Origin of the sequence: Citrobacter sp. EC_71 (assembly GCF_019584005.1) — a bacterium.
GTDB lineage: Bacteria > Pseudomonadota > Gammaproteobacteria > Enterobacterales > Enterobacteriaceae > Citrobacter > Citrobacter werkmanii.
This window is the reverse complement of the sequence record NZ_VDAY01000002.1, coordinates 44,350-60,777: the sequence shown is the minus strand read 5'-3', so window position 1 is coordinate 60,777 and position 16,428 is coordinate 44,350. Positions and strand designations below refer to the sequence as shown.

The window sequence follows — 16,428 nt, the reverse complement described above, 5'->3', positions numbered from 1 at the left end:
GCCGGATAAGTCTATCCGGCGAAAATCAGACGTCAGGCGTGAATATCGTCGTACTCGCGGGTTTTATCAAATTCATGTTTGGCAAACGGGCACAGCGGAATAACTTTGCGGTTTTCAGCGCGCATTTTCTCCACTACCTTCGCCACTAGTTGTTTGCCGACACCCTGACCTTTCAGACTGGGGTCAACATCGGTATGTTCAATGATGCTCAGATGCTCGCCCGTCGGCACAAAGACAATCTCGGCAACCTGATTGCCTTCGGCATCGTTGACATAAAATTTGTTGTGGCCTGCAAGAATTTCCATGATTCCCTCACTTATTTCTGGCGATATTTCAGCGCACCGCTTGGACAGGTATCGATGACCTTAATCACCGTCGCGACATCCACTTCATCGGGGATTATCCAGGGTTTGCGTTTCAGATTGAAAAGCTTCGCGCTTCCCCGCACGCAATTCCCTGAATGCTGACATATCGCCGTATTGAAGTAGACGTCAATCTTCTCGCCGGTATAGGCCCGGTAGCCTGCATCAAGTAGTTCCTTTTCCACGACATTGCCTCGCATTTTTTATTGTCTGAGTCTAATCATAGACCGATGCGAGTCTGAAGGAAGTGGCGGGTAGCAGAAATATCACTCAGTCCCTTTCTGTAACGATGGCTCCCGCTCCGGCGGCAAATATTCCAGCATTGCAGGCGTCGGCGGCGGCAGGCGGTTATCGGCGATGTGCTTGTCCACATCGATATGACTGATTTCGCCATTCTCATGATGATGGACCGTCAGCACCCTCGCTTTGTTCAACTCCGTAACCAGTTCACGGGTAATGCGTAAACTTTCTGCCAGCTCATGGTGTTCCAGTCCTGGTCTACGGCTGCGACGCTCCACCCGAAAGCGAAACTGGTTGTATTTCGCCCAGCCGATCAGCACCAGTCCGTTGACCAGCGCGACAAGGATATAAAACGTGACCGTATCCAGCGTGGTGAAAAAGGGACGCACGCCCATATACGGTGAATGCGCCAGGGCCGTGATTAGCCCTTTATAGATCAGGTATAAAAAACCAACCCAGGCGATGACCGTCAACAGCACGTCGATGATGCGCGGCAGTAAACGCCGTTCCGTAAAGATCAGTGGCTGGCTCATGATTCGATCCTCCCAATTCCACGATCAGGACTCACCCAGCGCGCCCTGCCGCGTTTGCGTTTAAGCATCACTTTCGGGAAAGCCACCAGCGTAGTGAACAGGCTTAGCATCCAGTACACCACCGGGAACCAGATAATCCAGAACAACGAGGCGCCAATGCCTTTTTCATAGCGTCGTTCAATCATCAGGCTCACTGCAAACTGTATTAAGCAGACCACACCGAGAATAAGTCCGGTAAAGGCTGGCGGGAACAGATGTTGTACATACAACGAGTCCGGCATCGGAATCATCAGTCCCAGCAGGAACAGTACGATACTGATCGCATAGGCAAACGACCAGGCGGTAGAAAAACAGAATTCGAAAAACAGCGGCCACATGCGGCGGAACTCCCACGACCACAGACGACGCATGTTAACGATAAATACCTCCGCCCCACCTTGCGCCCAGCGCAGGCGCTGCTTCCACAGCCCTTTTAACGTTTCAGGCATCAGGATCCAGCACAGCGCGCGCGGCTCAAAGAATACCGACCAGTGGCGCAACTGCAGCTTCCAACTGATATCGATATCTTCGGTGATCATGTCCGGGCTCCAGTAACCGACCTCGGCCAGTGCGCGACGACGAAACGCCGCAACGACGCCGGAAACGGTAAAGATCTGCCCATAGACTCGCTGAGTGCGCTTAATCAAGCCGATAATGGAAGAGAACTCACCGACCTGCACACGACCGATTAACGTAGAGCGGGTTCGAATACGCGGGTTCCCCGTCACCGCACCAACGCGCGGGAACTGGATCAGCGGCGCCACCAGATACGCCACGGCATCGCGATCCAGTAACGCATCGCCATCAATGCACACCAGGTAATCACTGCGCGCTGCGGCCGCACCGGTCTTGAGCGCCAGTGCTTTACCCTGGTTTTCAGCCAGATGAATGACGCGCAGGCTGGGGTATTCCACTGCCAGTTGTTCCAGTACGTCGTGCGTGTCATCCGTCGAACCATCGTTGATGGCAATCACTTCGATATTCTTATATCGCTGTGCCAGTGCAGCCTCAATGGTTTCACGCGCGTTAATCCCTTCGTTAAAACAGGGGATCAGAATGGAAACCAGCGGATTTCCCTCCAGCGTCGGTGGCGGTGTATCGTCTCCCCATTTCCAGTGACGCTCACGATAAAACCAGAAATAGACCCCGCCGCTTATCCATAATGCAGACATGAATAAAGGCCAGAAGAAGACGAAGTTCAACATGACTTCACCTGTAAAGATGACAGCCACGCCAAAAGGTAGGCTGAACATCAGGCAAAGTATCAGGAAAGCAATAATGCGATCGGTCATTTTTGCGGGTACCAGTATGAGGAGAACGTCGAGCGAATCTCTGACATCTCAGGTTTGTCGCTGATGAAATCATCCGGATAATAGCCGTAGTTACCTGCACCACTAAGTTTCAGCTGGCGCATCCATTCAGCTATTTGTTTTCCACTGATTTCTGCTTCGTCCCCGGATTTGCGCCAGTCTCGTGCCTGCAGTTCAAACACGGTTTTGTCCAGCGCGCCGGGCGTTTGTGCAACGGCATTCACTAATCTGTCGAGCCAGGCGTTGGCATCATTAGCCGGGATCTGTTCCATGAATGGCATCGCCATCGGCGCCGTCCAGTCATAGGTATTGAGGAAATCATTCAGGTTTTGTGCAAACCAGGCTTCACTTTCAGGCTCCAGCACTGGTAAGGCGTAAATATTACGCGCGGTTTTTACCTGTGGACCGCGAATATTGCGTACCGATTGCGTCAGCTGCTTAGTAAAGTCGATCAACATCTTACTTTTCAAGCGCGTCCAGCGCTCGAAGGTCTGAGGGTTGCTACGGATTTGCTCAATACTTCCCGGAAGACCTGCGGCGCGGTAGGCGGCTAACGCCTCCGGTGACGCATCTTCAAAGTCCGTCAGGAAAGCATCGTCGTGGAACAAAATCCCTTTGAAACTGGCGTGCTTTGCCAGATCTTCATAGATATCAGTAATGCGTTTACGCGCTTCGCTGTCCCAGGGAGACAGACGCACATAATTCTCGCGGTTGATCGCAGTGCGTCCTGTTTTCGGATCCCATGCCGTCACGCGTGGAATGGACGCGTCGAGGTCGAAAGCCAGTACCGGCATCCAGGCATACACCGTCACCCCGGCCCGCGTTTGTAACTGCCAGGAGATATAGTTAAACAGATCGGCACGCATCGGCAGCCAACGGTTAGGGAAATAGAGTTCGCGAATATTCCCGTCGCCTTTAGGATCGGCGTACGCCTGCAGGAAGACATGAGAAATGCGCATGTCATAAACGCGCTGGATCAGCTTGTCGATGTTTCGCTTCTGCTGGGCAGGATCTTTGTCATACACGTAATCCAGATCGACGTGCATGACGCGCATCGTTTGCGGTTCACGTACCTGAGCGACCTGGCTGGCAAAGCGCTTGAGGGACGGATTATCAGAGATCAGTACGCGCGGGATATCATCCAGAAACGCGGCGTTCGCCAGCCCTTCGTTGAGCGTAAAGGCCATCTTATAGCCATGCTCTTTGGCCAGGTTTAACGTCGTGCCGTTAGCCGCACCGTAAGGCCATACCCACGCGCGCGGCGATTTCCCGGTTACCGATTTAATCTTATTGGTAATCAGCGAGATATCAGTATTAATGCGACGATTGTACTGTTCGTCGGTTTCGTAAGTCCCGGTTTTCTTATCGAAAAGGCGGTTCGCCACCGCAGGTTCTTTACTTCCCTGCGGGTTCGCCTCAGCACCGAAATGCGAGTTCCAGGTGTGCGCGCCCACTTCCACCAACGGCGATTTGCCCATTTCCTCGACCATCTTCCAGGTGGCAAATTTATCTCGCGCCGTCATCAAGCCGCCAAAATCGACTTTTTTATTGGCTGGAGAATCAACCCAACTGCCCACTGGCGCCCAGAGCGCAGGCCAGTTGTAGGCTTTCAGCAGCGGCCAGACACGGGTATAAAAACTGCTGTATCCGTCGTCAAAGGTGAGTAAGACCGCTTTTTCCGGCAACACAATTTTACCGTCATGGGCGTCCAGAATTTGCTGCACGCTGATCGGGTTATAGCCATTATCACGCAGCCAGGCCATCTGGTCGCTCAACGCGCTGGTGCGCACGGAGAGGTAGCGCTGGTCGGCGGCGCCATCCTCAACATCATGGTAGCCGAGCACCAGAAAGCTATTCTTCGGCCACGGATGATCCGCCGTCAGCGGCGCTCTCTCTGCGGGAGGAACATAGCGAGGCGTTGTATTATGCGCGCTGCTGCACGCGGTAATCATCAACCAGCCAGCGATTAATGCGCTAAGCCACAGGCATCTTTTCAGCATGAACAATCCTTAAAACCTGACATTTAAATCGAAAGCGAGGGAGATATTCCGCTCACGTTTACCGTCGTAGGGGCGTTTATCCCAAACCAGCATCACCCCGCCATCTACGACGTTGTTCCATTTCAGCCGTTGTCCGTATCCCACCTGGACGATAGCGCCTGCGTCTTCACCTTGCTGCCAGTAACCGCCGACTCCGGCTATGCCTTGCTGGGTCCACACGGTGTCATAGTGGCGGTAAAGAACCTGCTCCGCGCTCAGGCCAGGGACAACCGAAAAATCACTCTTCGGGTTGTAATACGGCACATTTTCTTTGGTGTTGGTGCTCCCGCCAATGCCCGGCGTAAAGTCCAGCGTGAAGCGCGGTGTAGTCCACATGCGCTCTTTTCCGCTCAGCCCGTATTCGATGCGATCGTTACCGTCCGAGAAATGTGATGCGGCAAACGACAGTTGATATTCACGTCGTTCGTTTTGATACCAGCGGACAAACATATCGCCGCCGTTGGCATACACGCCGCTACGCAGCGCGCGCAGTGGCGTGTTGCGCGAAAGACGCTCGGCCGAACCGCCAACGCGCCAGTTGTCATTGAAGTCATGCCAGCCAGATAGACGCCCACCAATCTTCTGACCATCACCATAATTTCGGCCAGACACTTCCATTTCGGCCCAGTAATCACGGGAAGTCCATTCTGCACCCGCCGCCAGATCGCGGCTGATGCCCTTCCCTTCCTCAAATTCACCGGTAGCGAAGTTGAATCCGGTAAACAGTCGCCAGTTGTCGTCAATTGGCGGGCTGTAAATCGCCGTGTTGATGTTGAAATCATTCTTACCGCTGACCGGACTATCGGACGAGATCCCCTGCGTGCCGCTAATACGTACTTCCGACATTTTATGCACATCACGAATACGCGCGAGGCGCAGCGTCGCTTCATCATCCGGGCTGCGAGCAATAACGTCATCCGTCAGTTCATCGGCCTGCTTCCACTCCTGGAGATCCAGCGCCACATAAGCCTGCTGACGCTCCAGTTCCAGGTTGCTTGGCTCAATCACTTCCGCCAGCTTCAGCTCTTTCTCCGCCGCATGCGGCAGTCCACGGGCTTCAAGAACAGAAGCATAGGATATGCGCAGCCCTTGGTTACCTGAGCCTGTGCGTGCCAGATGCTCAGCGAGTTTTTCTGCCTCCGGCAGTTCATTGGCTGCGATATGATATTGCGTCAGCAGCGACTGTCCGAGCAGCCAGTTATCGTTAGGCTGCGGCGTTGGCGAACCATAGATGCGTCGCAGGTACGGGCTGTCTTTGATTAACGCATCGACCTGCTTTTTCGCCGCATTAAAGTTTTCATTATCGATATGCGCGTAGAACAGATCCTGTTGATCCTCAGGACCGAGCGGCGTAACCGGAATCGGTCCGTTCGGATAATAGATGCTCGTTAGCATCGCTTCGGTTTTTTCCGGCTGGCGTTCGCTCAACCATGCTGATGCCACCCAGCGTTTAGCATAGTTTGGCACTTCACCGCTTGCGGACAGCGAATCATATTCCTGAATAACTTCGGCAGTACGCTTACGCACCAACAAGGCGCCCATGCGGTCAATTCTGGCCCGACGGACATCATTCTGCGCGGACGGTTCATCCTTCCAGGCAGCCAGCAACTGGTCATAACGGGCCAGCGCTTTATCGGCCACGATAAACCGTTCTTCTTCATTACGTGCGGACGTATAGGAGGAACGTACCATTTCTGCTGCGGCATCAAGCTCAAGGCGACGCTTCACCGGGTCTGCCGTTGGTACCACCTCTGCCATATTTAAGGCGGGCCCGGAAACGCGGTTTGCTGACAGCGCAGACAGCAATGTGGATTTTGCATTTTTGTTGCCCGGATCGACGTCATCCGCCTGGCTGGCGACTAACAATGCATCCCAGTTTTTTCCCTGCGAATGGTAGACATAGGCAAGTAGCGCATCAGAATCAGCCCCGGAATGTGCCTGCGCCCATTTATTCGCTTCAGTAAGGGCTTGCTGATTGTAGCGAGCATCCGCCAACGTCATTATCCAGCCGGTACGAACATCAACGTTATCAGGCTCTTCCTGTAAAACACTTTCCCAGACGGCTAAAGAATCATTCCAGTTCTTCTGATTGCGATACGCTCGTGCAGCGGCGACTTTGCCCCGGGCAGGTATATTCATCTGTCCACGATACTGCTGCCAGATTTCAATTGTGGTTTTATCGTTGTTATCGACCCAACTGGAAACTTGCAGCCAGTCGGCAACCTGATTGGGCGTTAGTGCGCTTTTCTTTCCCTGATCCTCAAGGAAACGTAATAGCGGTGCACTATTACCTCCCCGTGCTTCAATAACTAAAGCATCATAATCTGATACCGCCGCAGAGATTGGCATCGGGAAAAGAATGCTTGCCGTAAATAAACAGCTTACAGACTTAAAACGTTTAATGAAGTTGGCATGTCGACGCATACTTAACATATCTGCCCTTATATCTTACATCAGAGTAAAAATAAGCGTTTTCAATAAGTTACAGTCAATCCCTGACGGTTGCCGACCATGTAAGACGCACTGCCGCTTATTTCGTAATAGGGTTATGAAGCAATTAATTCTTTCGTCTTATTGACTACCTTTGCCTCGCCCTCTAATCCTTGGAAAGGAGGCATAAACTCGAGAATTTTATCACTCAACGTAGTTCATGGCTATGTAATAAGATAATGCTTAGGCAAAAAAAGTATTTTAAACTAAATTATCCTAATACTCTTGGGATTGCATTCTGGATTTAGATTAATTTTCCGTGACGAAGCCATGTGACGATGCAAACTATTGTTGGGTAACATAGCTACACTCCGTAACTGTTTGCACAGTAACTATTTGGTATGAATAGAGAAAGTTCTGATAGCAACCACTCTTATCACTATAAAAATAATGAGACAAACTCGACAACGTAATTTTAATTTACAGGCAGCATTGATGAAGTCAAATTAAAGGTACAGCCACGATAAACATTAGGCACAGTGATAATACCATGAAATCAAAGTGGTTTATTAATTCACAATTGAATGATAGTATTTTTTCATCCGGTCATATTGGCCTGAAAATTTATCAGCTTCTCTATTTATCACCCTGACTTGCTATTGACAGCATTAACCACAATTATTTTTACCCTTACTATTAACAAGCTTAATTTCATTGTGAGCTCCTGATTGAAGCATAACTTTTTGCGCTTACCTTCCTTTCAGACTTTCAGGTAATCTGAAAAAAGATGCCACCAGGAGTTGGTCGATGAAAATCGTTAATGCAGAAGAAAAACACATCCCCGCCATACGCGATATCTATGCACACCACGTTATTCACGGTACAGGCAGCTTTGAAACTGACCCACCGGATACCCACGAAATGCTGGCTCGGCTGGAAAAAATTCATAGTCTGGGGTTGCCGTGGATTGTCGCTCTGCAGGAAGACAGGGTCATAGGATATTGTTATCTCACTCGCTACCGCGAACGTTATGCCTACCGCTATACCCTCGAAGATTCAATTTACATTGACCCGGCGGCGCAGCGTCAGGGAGCGGGAAAAGCGCTACTGCGCCATGTAATTGACTGGGCCGAAACGCACGGCTATCGACAGTTAATTGCCATGGTCGGCGACAGCAATAATCAGGGATCGCTTAAAGTCCATCAGCAGGTCGGATTTACAGAAATAGGCACGCTGAAAGACGTTGGCTTCAAGCATGGTCGCTGGCTGGATACGGTTTTACTGCAACGAACCCTGAGTGAAGTGAATAGAAGTATTGAAGATGACCGACCAATAACCCTTTGATAATAAGGCTCAAAGAAAGGCTGTCATTAGGACCACCTCTTGGTCATACGCGGACGGAGGGCAGGAAGTATTCTTCAGGGTGACCACAGAACAATAGGCTTTAACGTTCTGGCCCCCTCGTCCTTTAATCTCAAGGGGGTAGTTGGATAAAACTCAGTGTTTTTTTGGGGAAATGTAACCGCTTTAGGGATGACAATTAATTCAGAGACTATTCGGTACCCTTTTTGTTCTTAATACACTGATATGTTACAGAATCTATCCCTTCAATTGCCCCACCACTATTCATATATGAGCTATCATCTAAAGGTCTTGCCGAGTCAAATTCCCACCCTTGGCATATTACGGTGGCGCGATTCTGGGCCTCCTCACCAAATGCTGGGCTCCACCACATTGGAGTGGATGAAGTGTAATGGTAGGCCATAGTAACAGTCCCCTCTGATTTATTAGCGTTAGCCGTATACATCGAAGGGTTCATGTTACATCCTGATAATGCAAACAAAGATGTTACAATAAAAGCAATTTTAATATTCATTTCATCACCATTAACATTTAATTTATTAAAGCTTGTTTTAATATCTGGAGCAAAATTTACACCTCTACATCCTTAGCACCGTTGATAGCTGGCTTTACGAGCAACTGCCGCTTTACGTGGCGATGCCTTGGGATCAAGGCCCTCAATAGATACCGTTTCGCTGGTAAAGATAAACATTTGTCGAGTGAATAGTATTGCTTTGAATCATGCTTGTAAGCCCATAAGGGTTACACAGTAGGTTACAGTCAGCTACTGTCAGGAGGCGTTACGCCACGACTTCAAGGGATTCAATGAACCAGGTAATGAAAGCAGGGTTATGGAGCGGGCGAAGGGAATCGAACCCTCGTATAGAGCTTGGGAAGCTCTCGTTAGTCCATCTCAACATTGTACATATTTTCGTACCTGATAGCGTGATCCTATAGGATCGTAATCATGGCTATCAAGAACAATCAGTATCTTTTTCAAAGTCATTGCGGGATCTGGGTTTTCCAAATCTTCGTACCAAAGTACATGCGCCACATATTCGACAACAAACGAGCCTGGAGAAAGTCCACCGGGACGAAGGATATCGACAAGGCGCGACACTTCAGAAATCACATGCTGATTGAGTTCAACAACCTGAAAGCGATGTTGAACCCTGATCGGGAAGATATCCGCATCCAGAATGCGCTCTCCGTCCTCCACTCCACTGTAAAACAGGCAAAGAGTGTACCAACGGCAATTGGCCCCGTCCCAACGCTGGCAACTGTCCGTGATGAATACATGACTGTTTATAGTGAACGCCGTGCATTCTCTACCCTAAGCAAATCAGCGAGGGCCGTAGAAGTGTTTCTCCAGAGTATTGGGAAAGTTGATATTGGTTTGAACAAGATCGGACGCAGAACGGTTACAGACTTCATTGAGGGCCAACAATCGAAGGTAGCGCCCCAGACCGTCCAGAACTGGTTAACCTCTTTGGGAAGTCTATACGAGTTCGCCAAACGTCGATATGACGCGATCCCAGACAGTAACCCGTTTCACGGTCACAACCTCGAAGCACGGCGCACAATTGAAAGTTATCAACCGTTTGAAGCCGATCAACTGGTTACCCTTATCAGAGAAGCGGATGACGTTCTACGCGATGTCATATTGATTGGGCTGTATTCAGGAATGCGACTTGATGAGATCGCCAGCATCAAACGGGATGAAATTGTAATATTGGAGGGTGTCAGATGTTTCTTTGTCAGCAAGTCCAAGACTGTAGCCGGGGTGCGGTACGTTCCGATCCACTCGCTACTTATGGGGATTATTGATAAGCATCTGGCAAATAATAGCGGTGAATATCTTCTGGCTCAGTCTAATAACATCATTCGGAAGGATGGCAAGCGAGGTCCGTGGTACAGTCAAAAGTTCACCCGGCTGCGTGACAGCGTTTTGCCAACCGCTACAGATCGGCAATGTTTCCACAGCTTACGGGGAATGTTCATCACCTGCTTAGACCGTGCAGGGGTGCCAGAACAACGTATCGGGGCCATAACCGGACACACAGAGCAGAAAGCCAAAACCGAAGCATTCAGGACGTATAGCAAAGGCGCTGGGATGGGAGAGTTAGCCGAATATGTGGAGTGTGTCTATTACCATGCTCTATAAATTGAAGGGGGGGGGTGCCCCCCCTATATTATCGTGGCCATTCAGCTCGAATACGAGCAGCAACTTCATCAGGAAGGTTATACCAATAAGCATTATTATTTGTTGCATCCACAACAATTAATCTATCATCATTATCCATTGCGGCTTTGACAATCTTCGCTGCATTTTCAACAGAATAGACACTATTGACATACCAATTAGATTCTGTCGCCTTTGCCCAGTTACCCAGCGTTTTAATGGCTGCATGAACAGCCGCGTAATCTTTAGTTTTTATAAGGTCATAAGTAATAAATAAATTATTAGCCATTAACTTTCTCCCAAAGAACAATAAAAAAAATAAAGCGCCCCGTAAGGCGCCCATATATCAATGGTCTTTAAGCCATGCCTGTACTTTCTTAGCCGAATGACCTACGGCTTGAACAGCTTGAATAAGTTTAGCCTCACTAACGCCAAACTTTTTAGCCCAATCACGTCTTTCGTAATCCTGTTTGATACTTATTAAATCGTTGTCAGGTGTACCGATTTTGGTCTTGTCATCAGCCATTTTACTGATCCCTCGTGATACAGGCTTATGCCTGCACACTACTTATATGACTCCTCTGCCGCTTCGTAAACGGTCAGTTATCAAACAATTGACACTGGTCATAAAACCAGTGAAAACTTTTTTCCGAGCTTGCTAACTTTGCCGCTTCGTTACTATCATAAACACTACATATTGTGTTTATTGATATAGAAAATACAATATATCCAATCATCCATATTGTGAATAGGTGTCTGAATGGCAGCGAATAGTAAGCAATCTTCACAAAGCGTGTCTCATTTGGCAGCAGAGACCCTTAACAATCCGAACGCCTCGGCGATTCAGAAAAGTTTAGCGGGTTCGGTACTGTCCCAGGCCGGAACAAAAAACCAGACTGGTGCAGGTATGGAAGCCAAAGCATCAGCAGCATTGAAAAACCCACGCTCAAGCGATGTTACTAAGACCTTAGCGGGTTCAGTAGTTTCGCAATCGAATAAAAAACGTTAGTTGAGAGAAAGGCCGGGGATCGCCCGGCTTTTTATTCCCTCAATTAAGCCTCCCCCAGCCAATCCTATACCTGCGCATCAAATGGTGCTGATCGCTTGTATGCAGGTTATTGAGTATCACCGCTATATATTTTTATGGGTGACTAAATCCAGGTGTGGCCCTGCCCTGTTGAGGTGGAAAATATCTTGAAGTTTGGGCAGATCTGCCAGGCACCCAAACACCCCGCCCCCTGGGGCCTATGTGATTTTTTAGAAATATCAGGGCACCCCGCCCGGGTGGCTCTCTGTACGCTTCTCTGTGGCGTCATCTCCCCTTCACCTATACAATCACACTGCTTTTAGCCTTGCGTAGCCCACAGGCCCGCATATTCGCTTACAGAGGATTATTGTTATTCTGGATGGGCCTCAACTTACAGATTGATTGATATTTGCACAGACATTTAACATAATGACCGTTACACGCACCTTTTTAACAATAGTGCAACAGGTTAGACCTGTGCACTTCTGAAGGTTCCAACCTCTTAACCTCCTGTAGCGTCCTCTACAGACACAACACCTAATCCCTGATCCTCGTTTCAATCTTACATTCCTGTATTTCCGATCCTCCTGTGAGTAACGCCGTTCCCCTGTGGATAACTCCCACGCACTAAACCCCTAATCTCCCCTTTCGAGGCGTCCGCCTCTTCAGGCCTTTTCTTGTGGCAAAAACACAAAAAGGGTTTAGGGCGGTGGCTACCGCCCGGTGTTGTTGAGATTGATTATCACTATCATCGATAGATTAGAGTTGCTCTCAATTGCAGGTTTTCGGGGTTTTGACTTTCTGAGAAAAATTATTTTGGGGTTAAGCATGTGAAATGCTACACACAGGCATAATGAATAGATAATTGTTACCATAAAATCAATGACATACACCCACTAAGGGAGTGATATCTGTACACTTTACAACCGCTTATCCCCATCTTTACGGGCCTTTATTGGGGCCACAGTTCCATTTACGGCGTATTTAATCCCTATTTAACGCCATTTAAATGGGGGTGTTTACAACACAAAGAAAAGGGAGACCGTCCCGGTCTCCCCTCCTCTTTTACTTTCGCTTTCGTCTGCCCTTTCGCGCTTGTCGCTTCTGTTCCTGAATATACGCGGAGACTAAACTGATCATTACGCAATCCCCCCGATAGATAATCCGTCACGCTCGCGTAACAGCCACACAGTCAATTCTGAGATGTCTTTTCCAGCCTTGTTGTGTCGCTTCCCATCACGCATGAATGACGCCACGTAATACCCCGGCTTACGTTCCATGATGCCTTTTGGCAACCCGGCGGGCTTTGGGGACCTCTTCCCTTTGGCACCCTCGGATCGAATCCTGCTAATTCGCGCTTTGGCCTCTTCAGGGGTCAACAGAGCGACGTTATCGACTGTAAAAGGCCCTTCAGGGTTAAGGAGTACGACCTTATGACCTTCCGGGATGTCTCCCACGGCTAACGTATAGATGACGTCAGCGATCGGCGTACACTGCCCGGCATAGGTGCTACAAATTGGGCGTTTGCGTTGGATAGATCCAACGGCGTTACCCTTCCGGCGGATGCCGAACCGGGCAGACTTGGACAGGGTGAAACCTTCAGCGATGAGTTTTGCCCGAGACAAGATCATTATTTTGCCTCCTGGAAAAACTTGGAGGACAACACAGGCTTGTAACCTGTACGGGCATTGACTGGGCGCTTATTGGGCTTTGTGGCGTTACTGGTAAAGCGGGAACGTGCTGAAAACATTGTGTGGCTCTCCTAATCGAATTAGGAGTAGTCACGGGCGGGGATTCTTTCCCCGGTCCCAACTCTAAGCGGTTGGGAACTTCATAATCTTATTTACTACTCATTGAATATCTAGCTTCTCATGCTTCTTTGCAAATTGCAATTCATAACATGTATCAGTTGTCAACTTTTTTATTTTTTTTGTTTTGTAACAGACAACAAAAAAGGCCCGCCGGGGTTAGCCGTGGGCCTTTGTATATGCCGGGCTGTTACATCTGCCCGGCTGTCATCATATTGAGGTGATCGCGCTCCCGGTCATCCATAGTTGCATTCACCAGATCCTTAACCTTGCCGTCATTCACGTTCACATTCACCTGTAGAGGCTCCTGCTTCACAACAACGGTCTGTTGTGATGCCTTAGCGTTCACGGCTGATTGTGTCAGGCTGGAAGGGCTGAAGGTTGGCACGGGGGCCGGGGTTACTTTCAGATCCTTGAATGGGGCTAGCGCCGGGAGGTTATCCGGGACCTGTAGAGGTTTTGGCAGATTTGGGGCCTTGCCGCCGTACTCCTGCGGAAGGAAAGCCTTGGAGTCAAAATCTAACAGATTTCCCCAGAATCCTTTCTCCGGCTGTTCTGACTTGGGAGTCATATCACGTGACCCCGTGTAATTCTCCTTAATGCCTGCCGCTGTACCGTCACCGCCTACACTCGGGAGGATATGGGAGAGCCAACCAAAGAGGCGCACAAAAGAATTTAGGACGTCTGCGGACGCGCGGCCCAGGCCCTCCATAACTGGGGCTAGGCTTTCCATTGCTTTGGTCAATTCATCCGAAGAATTAAACGCCTCAGCAAACCCAAGCGTAAAGTTATCAGCCAACCCGCTGGACGCCTGGCCCAATACCATCATACTGCTCTGGAGGTTGCCCACCTGCTCACGCTGCGCGTCTGTGAGGTACAGAGAAGAGTTCTTAACAGTTTTCAGGGCATCACTGGCGATCTGTCCGTTTTGATCAAAGGCCCGTAAAGTCTTGGAACCATCATCAATAAATTCACCGAATAGGGTCATCTCCGCATCAGTTAGCTTGTACTGCTTCTGGAGTTCGCGGAGATACCCCAAATAGCCCTTGAAGTCTGTAGACTGTAGACGCTTGATAACGCCTGCCCCGGCTCCAGCTTGCTTGGATTCTACAAGATTTGCGACATCTGCCAGCTCACCACCGCCGGAGTATGTACGGTTACCCTTCTTGTCAGTTTTCCATTGCCCCAGTGACAAATCACCTACCTTGTCCCGGTAATCAACAAACTGATCTTGTAGCTTATCAAGAGAGATTCCCGCCCCTTTCTGGTTTGCTGCTAACAGGATCGCGTCTGCGTCTGTGGCGCTTACTCCCTGCTCTTTCAGGCCGCTGTATTGCTTCTGGCGTTCAAATGATTCCCGGAGTGTGGAGGCTACCGCCATTGACGCGCCCGCTACCGCCAGGAGGCCCGCCGCCGCCGCTCCCGCTGCACCTGCGAGGCCAACACCCACACCCGCCGTCACACCATTGGAACCGCGCCCGGGGTGGCGACCACCGCCCCCAAAGTTTCCGCCGTGGGTCCGTACATTAGCCATACGGCGACGCAACCGCGCTTGCTTCTGGAGTTCCTGGGTGATCTTGCGTAGCTCGAATCGTGTTTCCTGTGCGTTTAAGGTCTCCTTGGCCTGCTGATCCGCAACACGGCGCATCTTCAGAATTGCTTCCGTCCGTTCTGCGTTGGTCAGGCCCTCAATATTCTGGATCTTGAATGCTTCAGATCGGATAGTCAGATAACGTCTACGGGCATAATCAAGGCGGCGCTTCTCAGCTTTCCCCGCTTCACGGGCGAGCCTTGCCTCCTCCTTTTTAGCCTGGCGCATAGCCTGCGCTGCTGCTTTCGCTGCGGATGCCTTAGACTCTGGAGAGTGGGCATTGATCAGACCCTGTACGGCGGGCACCATCTCGGCGGCTGTTGGTAACGGCTGGCGGACACGTGGCCCACGTTGCCCGGCGAAGCGTTTACCTAGTTCACGTTGTAGCTTGCTTTCAGCACGTAGCTGGTCCGCCGTTTCTTTTTTCCGCTGCGTGGCTGTCTTAGCGGAGATCGCCCTTTCTTTCTCTTTCGCTGCGTTCAGGCGGTTCTGAGACTGTAACCGTTTAGCCTCAAGGTTATTCGCCTGAATGATTGCCTTGTTGTTCTCAAGCTGTTTACGGCTGGCTGATTGGACTTTCTGATCAACCTTCTCCCATGACTTGCCCACATCCTCGATCTTTTTCTTGGCGCGGTTGTAGGATTCCTTTGAAACTTCAAATGTAACCCTGTTGACGGTAGAAGTTACGATCACGTTATTACTTGCCATAGGGCATCCTTAGCCCATCAAGGGCAGATAATGAAAGAGGTGTGAAAGAGTCAGAAAGATGTGTAAGAGTACGAAAAGCGACCAGACAGCCACCTTCCAACTGATTAAAAAGTAGTCTTGCATGAATTTATTCAGAGAGAAAACCCAGCAATGGCGAGGGCTGTAGAGCAATTTGACTTTGGTAACAAAAAGAGCGTGAATAAAATTATTCAGTGCTTAGGCGGACTTATGCCGCCCTTTTGGAAGAGGTGATCACAGTGCGGAGTTCCTTCCGCCCGGCGCTGATAATACGGCGTACTCGGGTCATATTAGTGCCCAGACGGTAAACCGGATTTTGGACATAACGCGGGGCGCGTAAGTTAGCCAAAACCTGATCGTATGGAAGCATCTGATCCACAAGGTAGCGGGCCGGGTTGACTCGTGAAAGCGTCTCCACAGTCTTGATATTGATCCCCAGCATTTCACCAATCATCTGATCCGGGAGATTGTCCTCTTTCATCTGCTGAATCATCACGGCTTTCTCGGGTAGAGTTAGCGGGACTTTCTGGTATTTCAGAGGATTAAAATCACGTTTCATCTTCAGCGCATAGGCAAGCGATACACGGAAAGCTGCACAAATCGCCTTAGCGCTGTGACCCATCACGCAAGCCCGCTTAATCTGGACAATCTGATCCACCGTTAAACGCTTTTCATCCGTCGGGGGCCGTGGCTTGTTGGTTGCCAGCTTCAGAGAGAGGGCGGCGATCGCTGCTTCCTCTTCTGGGGTTAATGCTTTCACTTCAGTTGTGATAATGCTCAAGAGAATCTCCTATCAGGGG

General features: G+C 49.9%; 15 protein-coding genes. 3 read left to right on the top strand and 12 right to left on the bottom strand.

The window, feature by feature from the left end:
- Window positions 1-32 precede the first annotated feature (32 nt).
- The 6 genes from FHD02_RS02170 to pgaA form a co-directional block, all read right to left on the bottom strand.
- Entirely contained in the window at window positions 33-305 is a 273-nt protein-coding gene (locus tag FHD02_RS02170) for a GNAT family N-acetyltransferase (protein WP_220393526.1), read from the bottom strand.
- Window positions 306-316: 11 nt separating this feature from the next.
- The gene (gene yjdI, locus FHD02_RS02165) at window positions 317-547 is read right to left on the bottom strand and encodes a 4Fe-4S mono-cluster protein YjdI (protein ID WP_032940569.1); all 231 of its coding nucleotides are present in this window, start codon (window positions 545-547) and stop codon (window positions 317-319) included.
- 81 nt (window positions 548-628) lie between these two features.
- Entirely contained in the window at window positions 629-1,135 is a 507-nt protein-coding gene (gene pgaD, locus FHD02_RS02160) for a poly-beta-1,6-N-acetyl-D-glucosamine biosynthesis protein PgaD (protein WP_042310833.1), read from the bottom strand.
- Window positions 1,132-2,466 (bottom strand): poly-beta-1,6-N-acetyl-D-glucosamine synthase, encoded by a 1,335-nt coding sequence (gene pgaC, locus FHD02_RS02155; protein WP_061382400.1) that lies wholly within the window; start codon window positions 2,464-2,466, stop codon window positions 1,132-1,134. Before pgaC ends, pgaD begins: the two co-directional genes overlap by 4 nt.
- Complete coding sequence (pgaB, locus tag FHD02_RS02150; RefSeq protein WP_220393525.1) at window positions 2,463-4,484, bottom strand: poly-beta-1,6-N-acetyl-D-glucosamine N-deacetylase PgaB; 2,022 nt, start codon at window positions 4,482-4,484, stop codon at window positions 2,463-2,465. Before pgaB ends, pgaC begins: the two co-directional genes overlap by 4 nt.
- A 9-nt stretch (window positions 4,485-4,493) precedes the next feature.
- Window positions 4,494-6,956 (bottom strand): poly-beta-1,6 N-acetyl-D-glucosamine export porin PgaA, encoded by a 2,463-nt coding sequence (gene pgaA, locus FHD02_RS02145; RefSeq protein WP_220393524.1) that lies wholly within the window; start codon window positions 6,954-6,956, stop codon window positions 4,494-4,496.
- A gap of 804 nt (window positions 6,957-7,760) precedes the next feature.
- On the opposite strand from pgaA, the gene FHD02_RS02140 reads away from it, so the two are divergent.
- Window positions 7,761-8,297: a GNAT family N-acetyltransferase gene (locus FHD02_RS02140; RefSeq protein WP_137361289.1), complete on the top strand. Its 537-nt coding sequence runs from the start codon at window positions 7,761-7,763 to the stop codon at window positions 8,295-8,297.
- 208 nt (window positions 8,298-8,505) lie between these two features.
- On the opposite strand, the gene FHD02_RS02135 is transcribed toward FHD02_RS02140, so the two are convergent.
- On the bottom strand, window positions 8,506-8,829 hold the full coding sequence (locus tag FHD02_RS02135; RefSeq protein WP_137361290.1) for a hypothetical protein: 324 nt from the start codon (window positions 8,827-8,829) through the stop codon (window positions 8,506-8,508).
- A gap of 432 nt (window positions 8,830-9,261) precedes the next feature.
- Here FHD02_RS02135 and FHD02_RS02130 point away from each other — a divergent pair, with 432 nt between their 5' ends.
- A complete protein-coding gene (locus tag FHD02_RS02130) occupies window positions 9,262-10,458 on the top strand; it encodes a tyrosine-type recombinase/integrase (protein ID WP_220393523.1) in 1,197 nt (398 codons plus the stop codon).
- Window positions 10,459-10,486: 28 nt separating this feature from the next.
- Here the strand turns inward: FHD02_RS02130 and FHD02_RS02125 are convergent, their stop codons facing one another.
- Together FHD02_RS02125 and FHD02_RS02120 are read right to left on the bottom strand one after the other, a co-directional pair.
- A complete protein-coding gene (locus tag FHD02_RS02125; protein ID WP_048957349.1) occupies window positions 10,487-10,765 on the bottom strand; it encodes a hypothetical protein in 279 nt (92 codons plus the stop codon).
- A gap of 57 nt (window positions 10,766-10,822) precedes the next feature.
- Window positions 10,823-11,002 (bottom strand): DUF3606 domain-containing protein, encoded by a 180-nt coding sequence (locus tag FHD02_RS02120; RefSeq protein WP_032968401.1) that lies wholly within the window; start codon window positions 11,000-11,002, stop codon window positions 10,823-10,825.
- Between the two features lie 234 nt (window positions 11,003-11,236).
- Here FHD02_RS02120 and FHD02_RS02115 point away from each other — a divergent pair, with 234 nt between their 5' ends.
- Entirely contained in the window at window positions 11,237-11,485 is a 249-nt protein-coding gene (locus FHD02_RS02115) for a hypothetical protein (protein ID WP_071602994.1), read from the top strand.
- 1,157 nt (window positions 11,486-12,642) lie between these two features.
- On the opposite strand, the gene FHD02_RS02110 is transcribed toward FHD02_RS02115, so the two are convergent.
- The 3 genes from FHD02_RS02110 to FHD02_RS02100 all read right to left on the bottom strand — a co-directional run bounded on the left by FHD02_RS02110 (window position 12,643) and on the right by FHD02_RS02100 (window position 16,409).
- On the bottom strand, window positions 12,643-13,134 hold the full coding sequence (locus FHD02_RS02110) for a hypothetical protein (protein ID WP_220393522.1): 492 nt from the start codon (window positions 13,132-13,134) through the stop codon (window positions 12,643-12,645).
- Between the two features lie 367 nt (window positions 13,135-13,501).
- Window positions 13,502-15,610, bottom strand: coding sequence for a hypothetical protein (locus tag FHD02_RS02105; protein WP_220393521.1), 2,109 nt, complete (start codon window positions 15,608-15,610; stop codon window positions 13,502-13,504).
- A 226-nt stretch (window positions 15,611-15,836) separates the two neighbouring features.
- Window positions 15,837-16,409 carry a hypothetical protein gene (locus tag FHD02_RS02100; RefSeq protein ID WP_220393520.1) on the bottom strand — a complete coding sequence of 191 codons (573 nt, stop codon included), beginning with the start codon at window positions 16,407-16,409 and terminating at the stop codon, window positions 15,837-15,839.
- Between the last annotated feature and the right edge of the window lie 19 nt (window positions 16,410-16,428).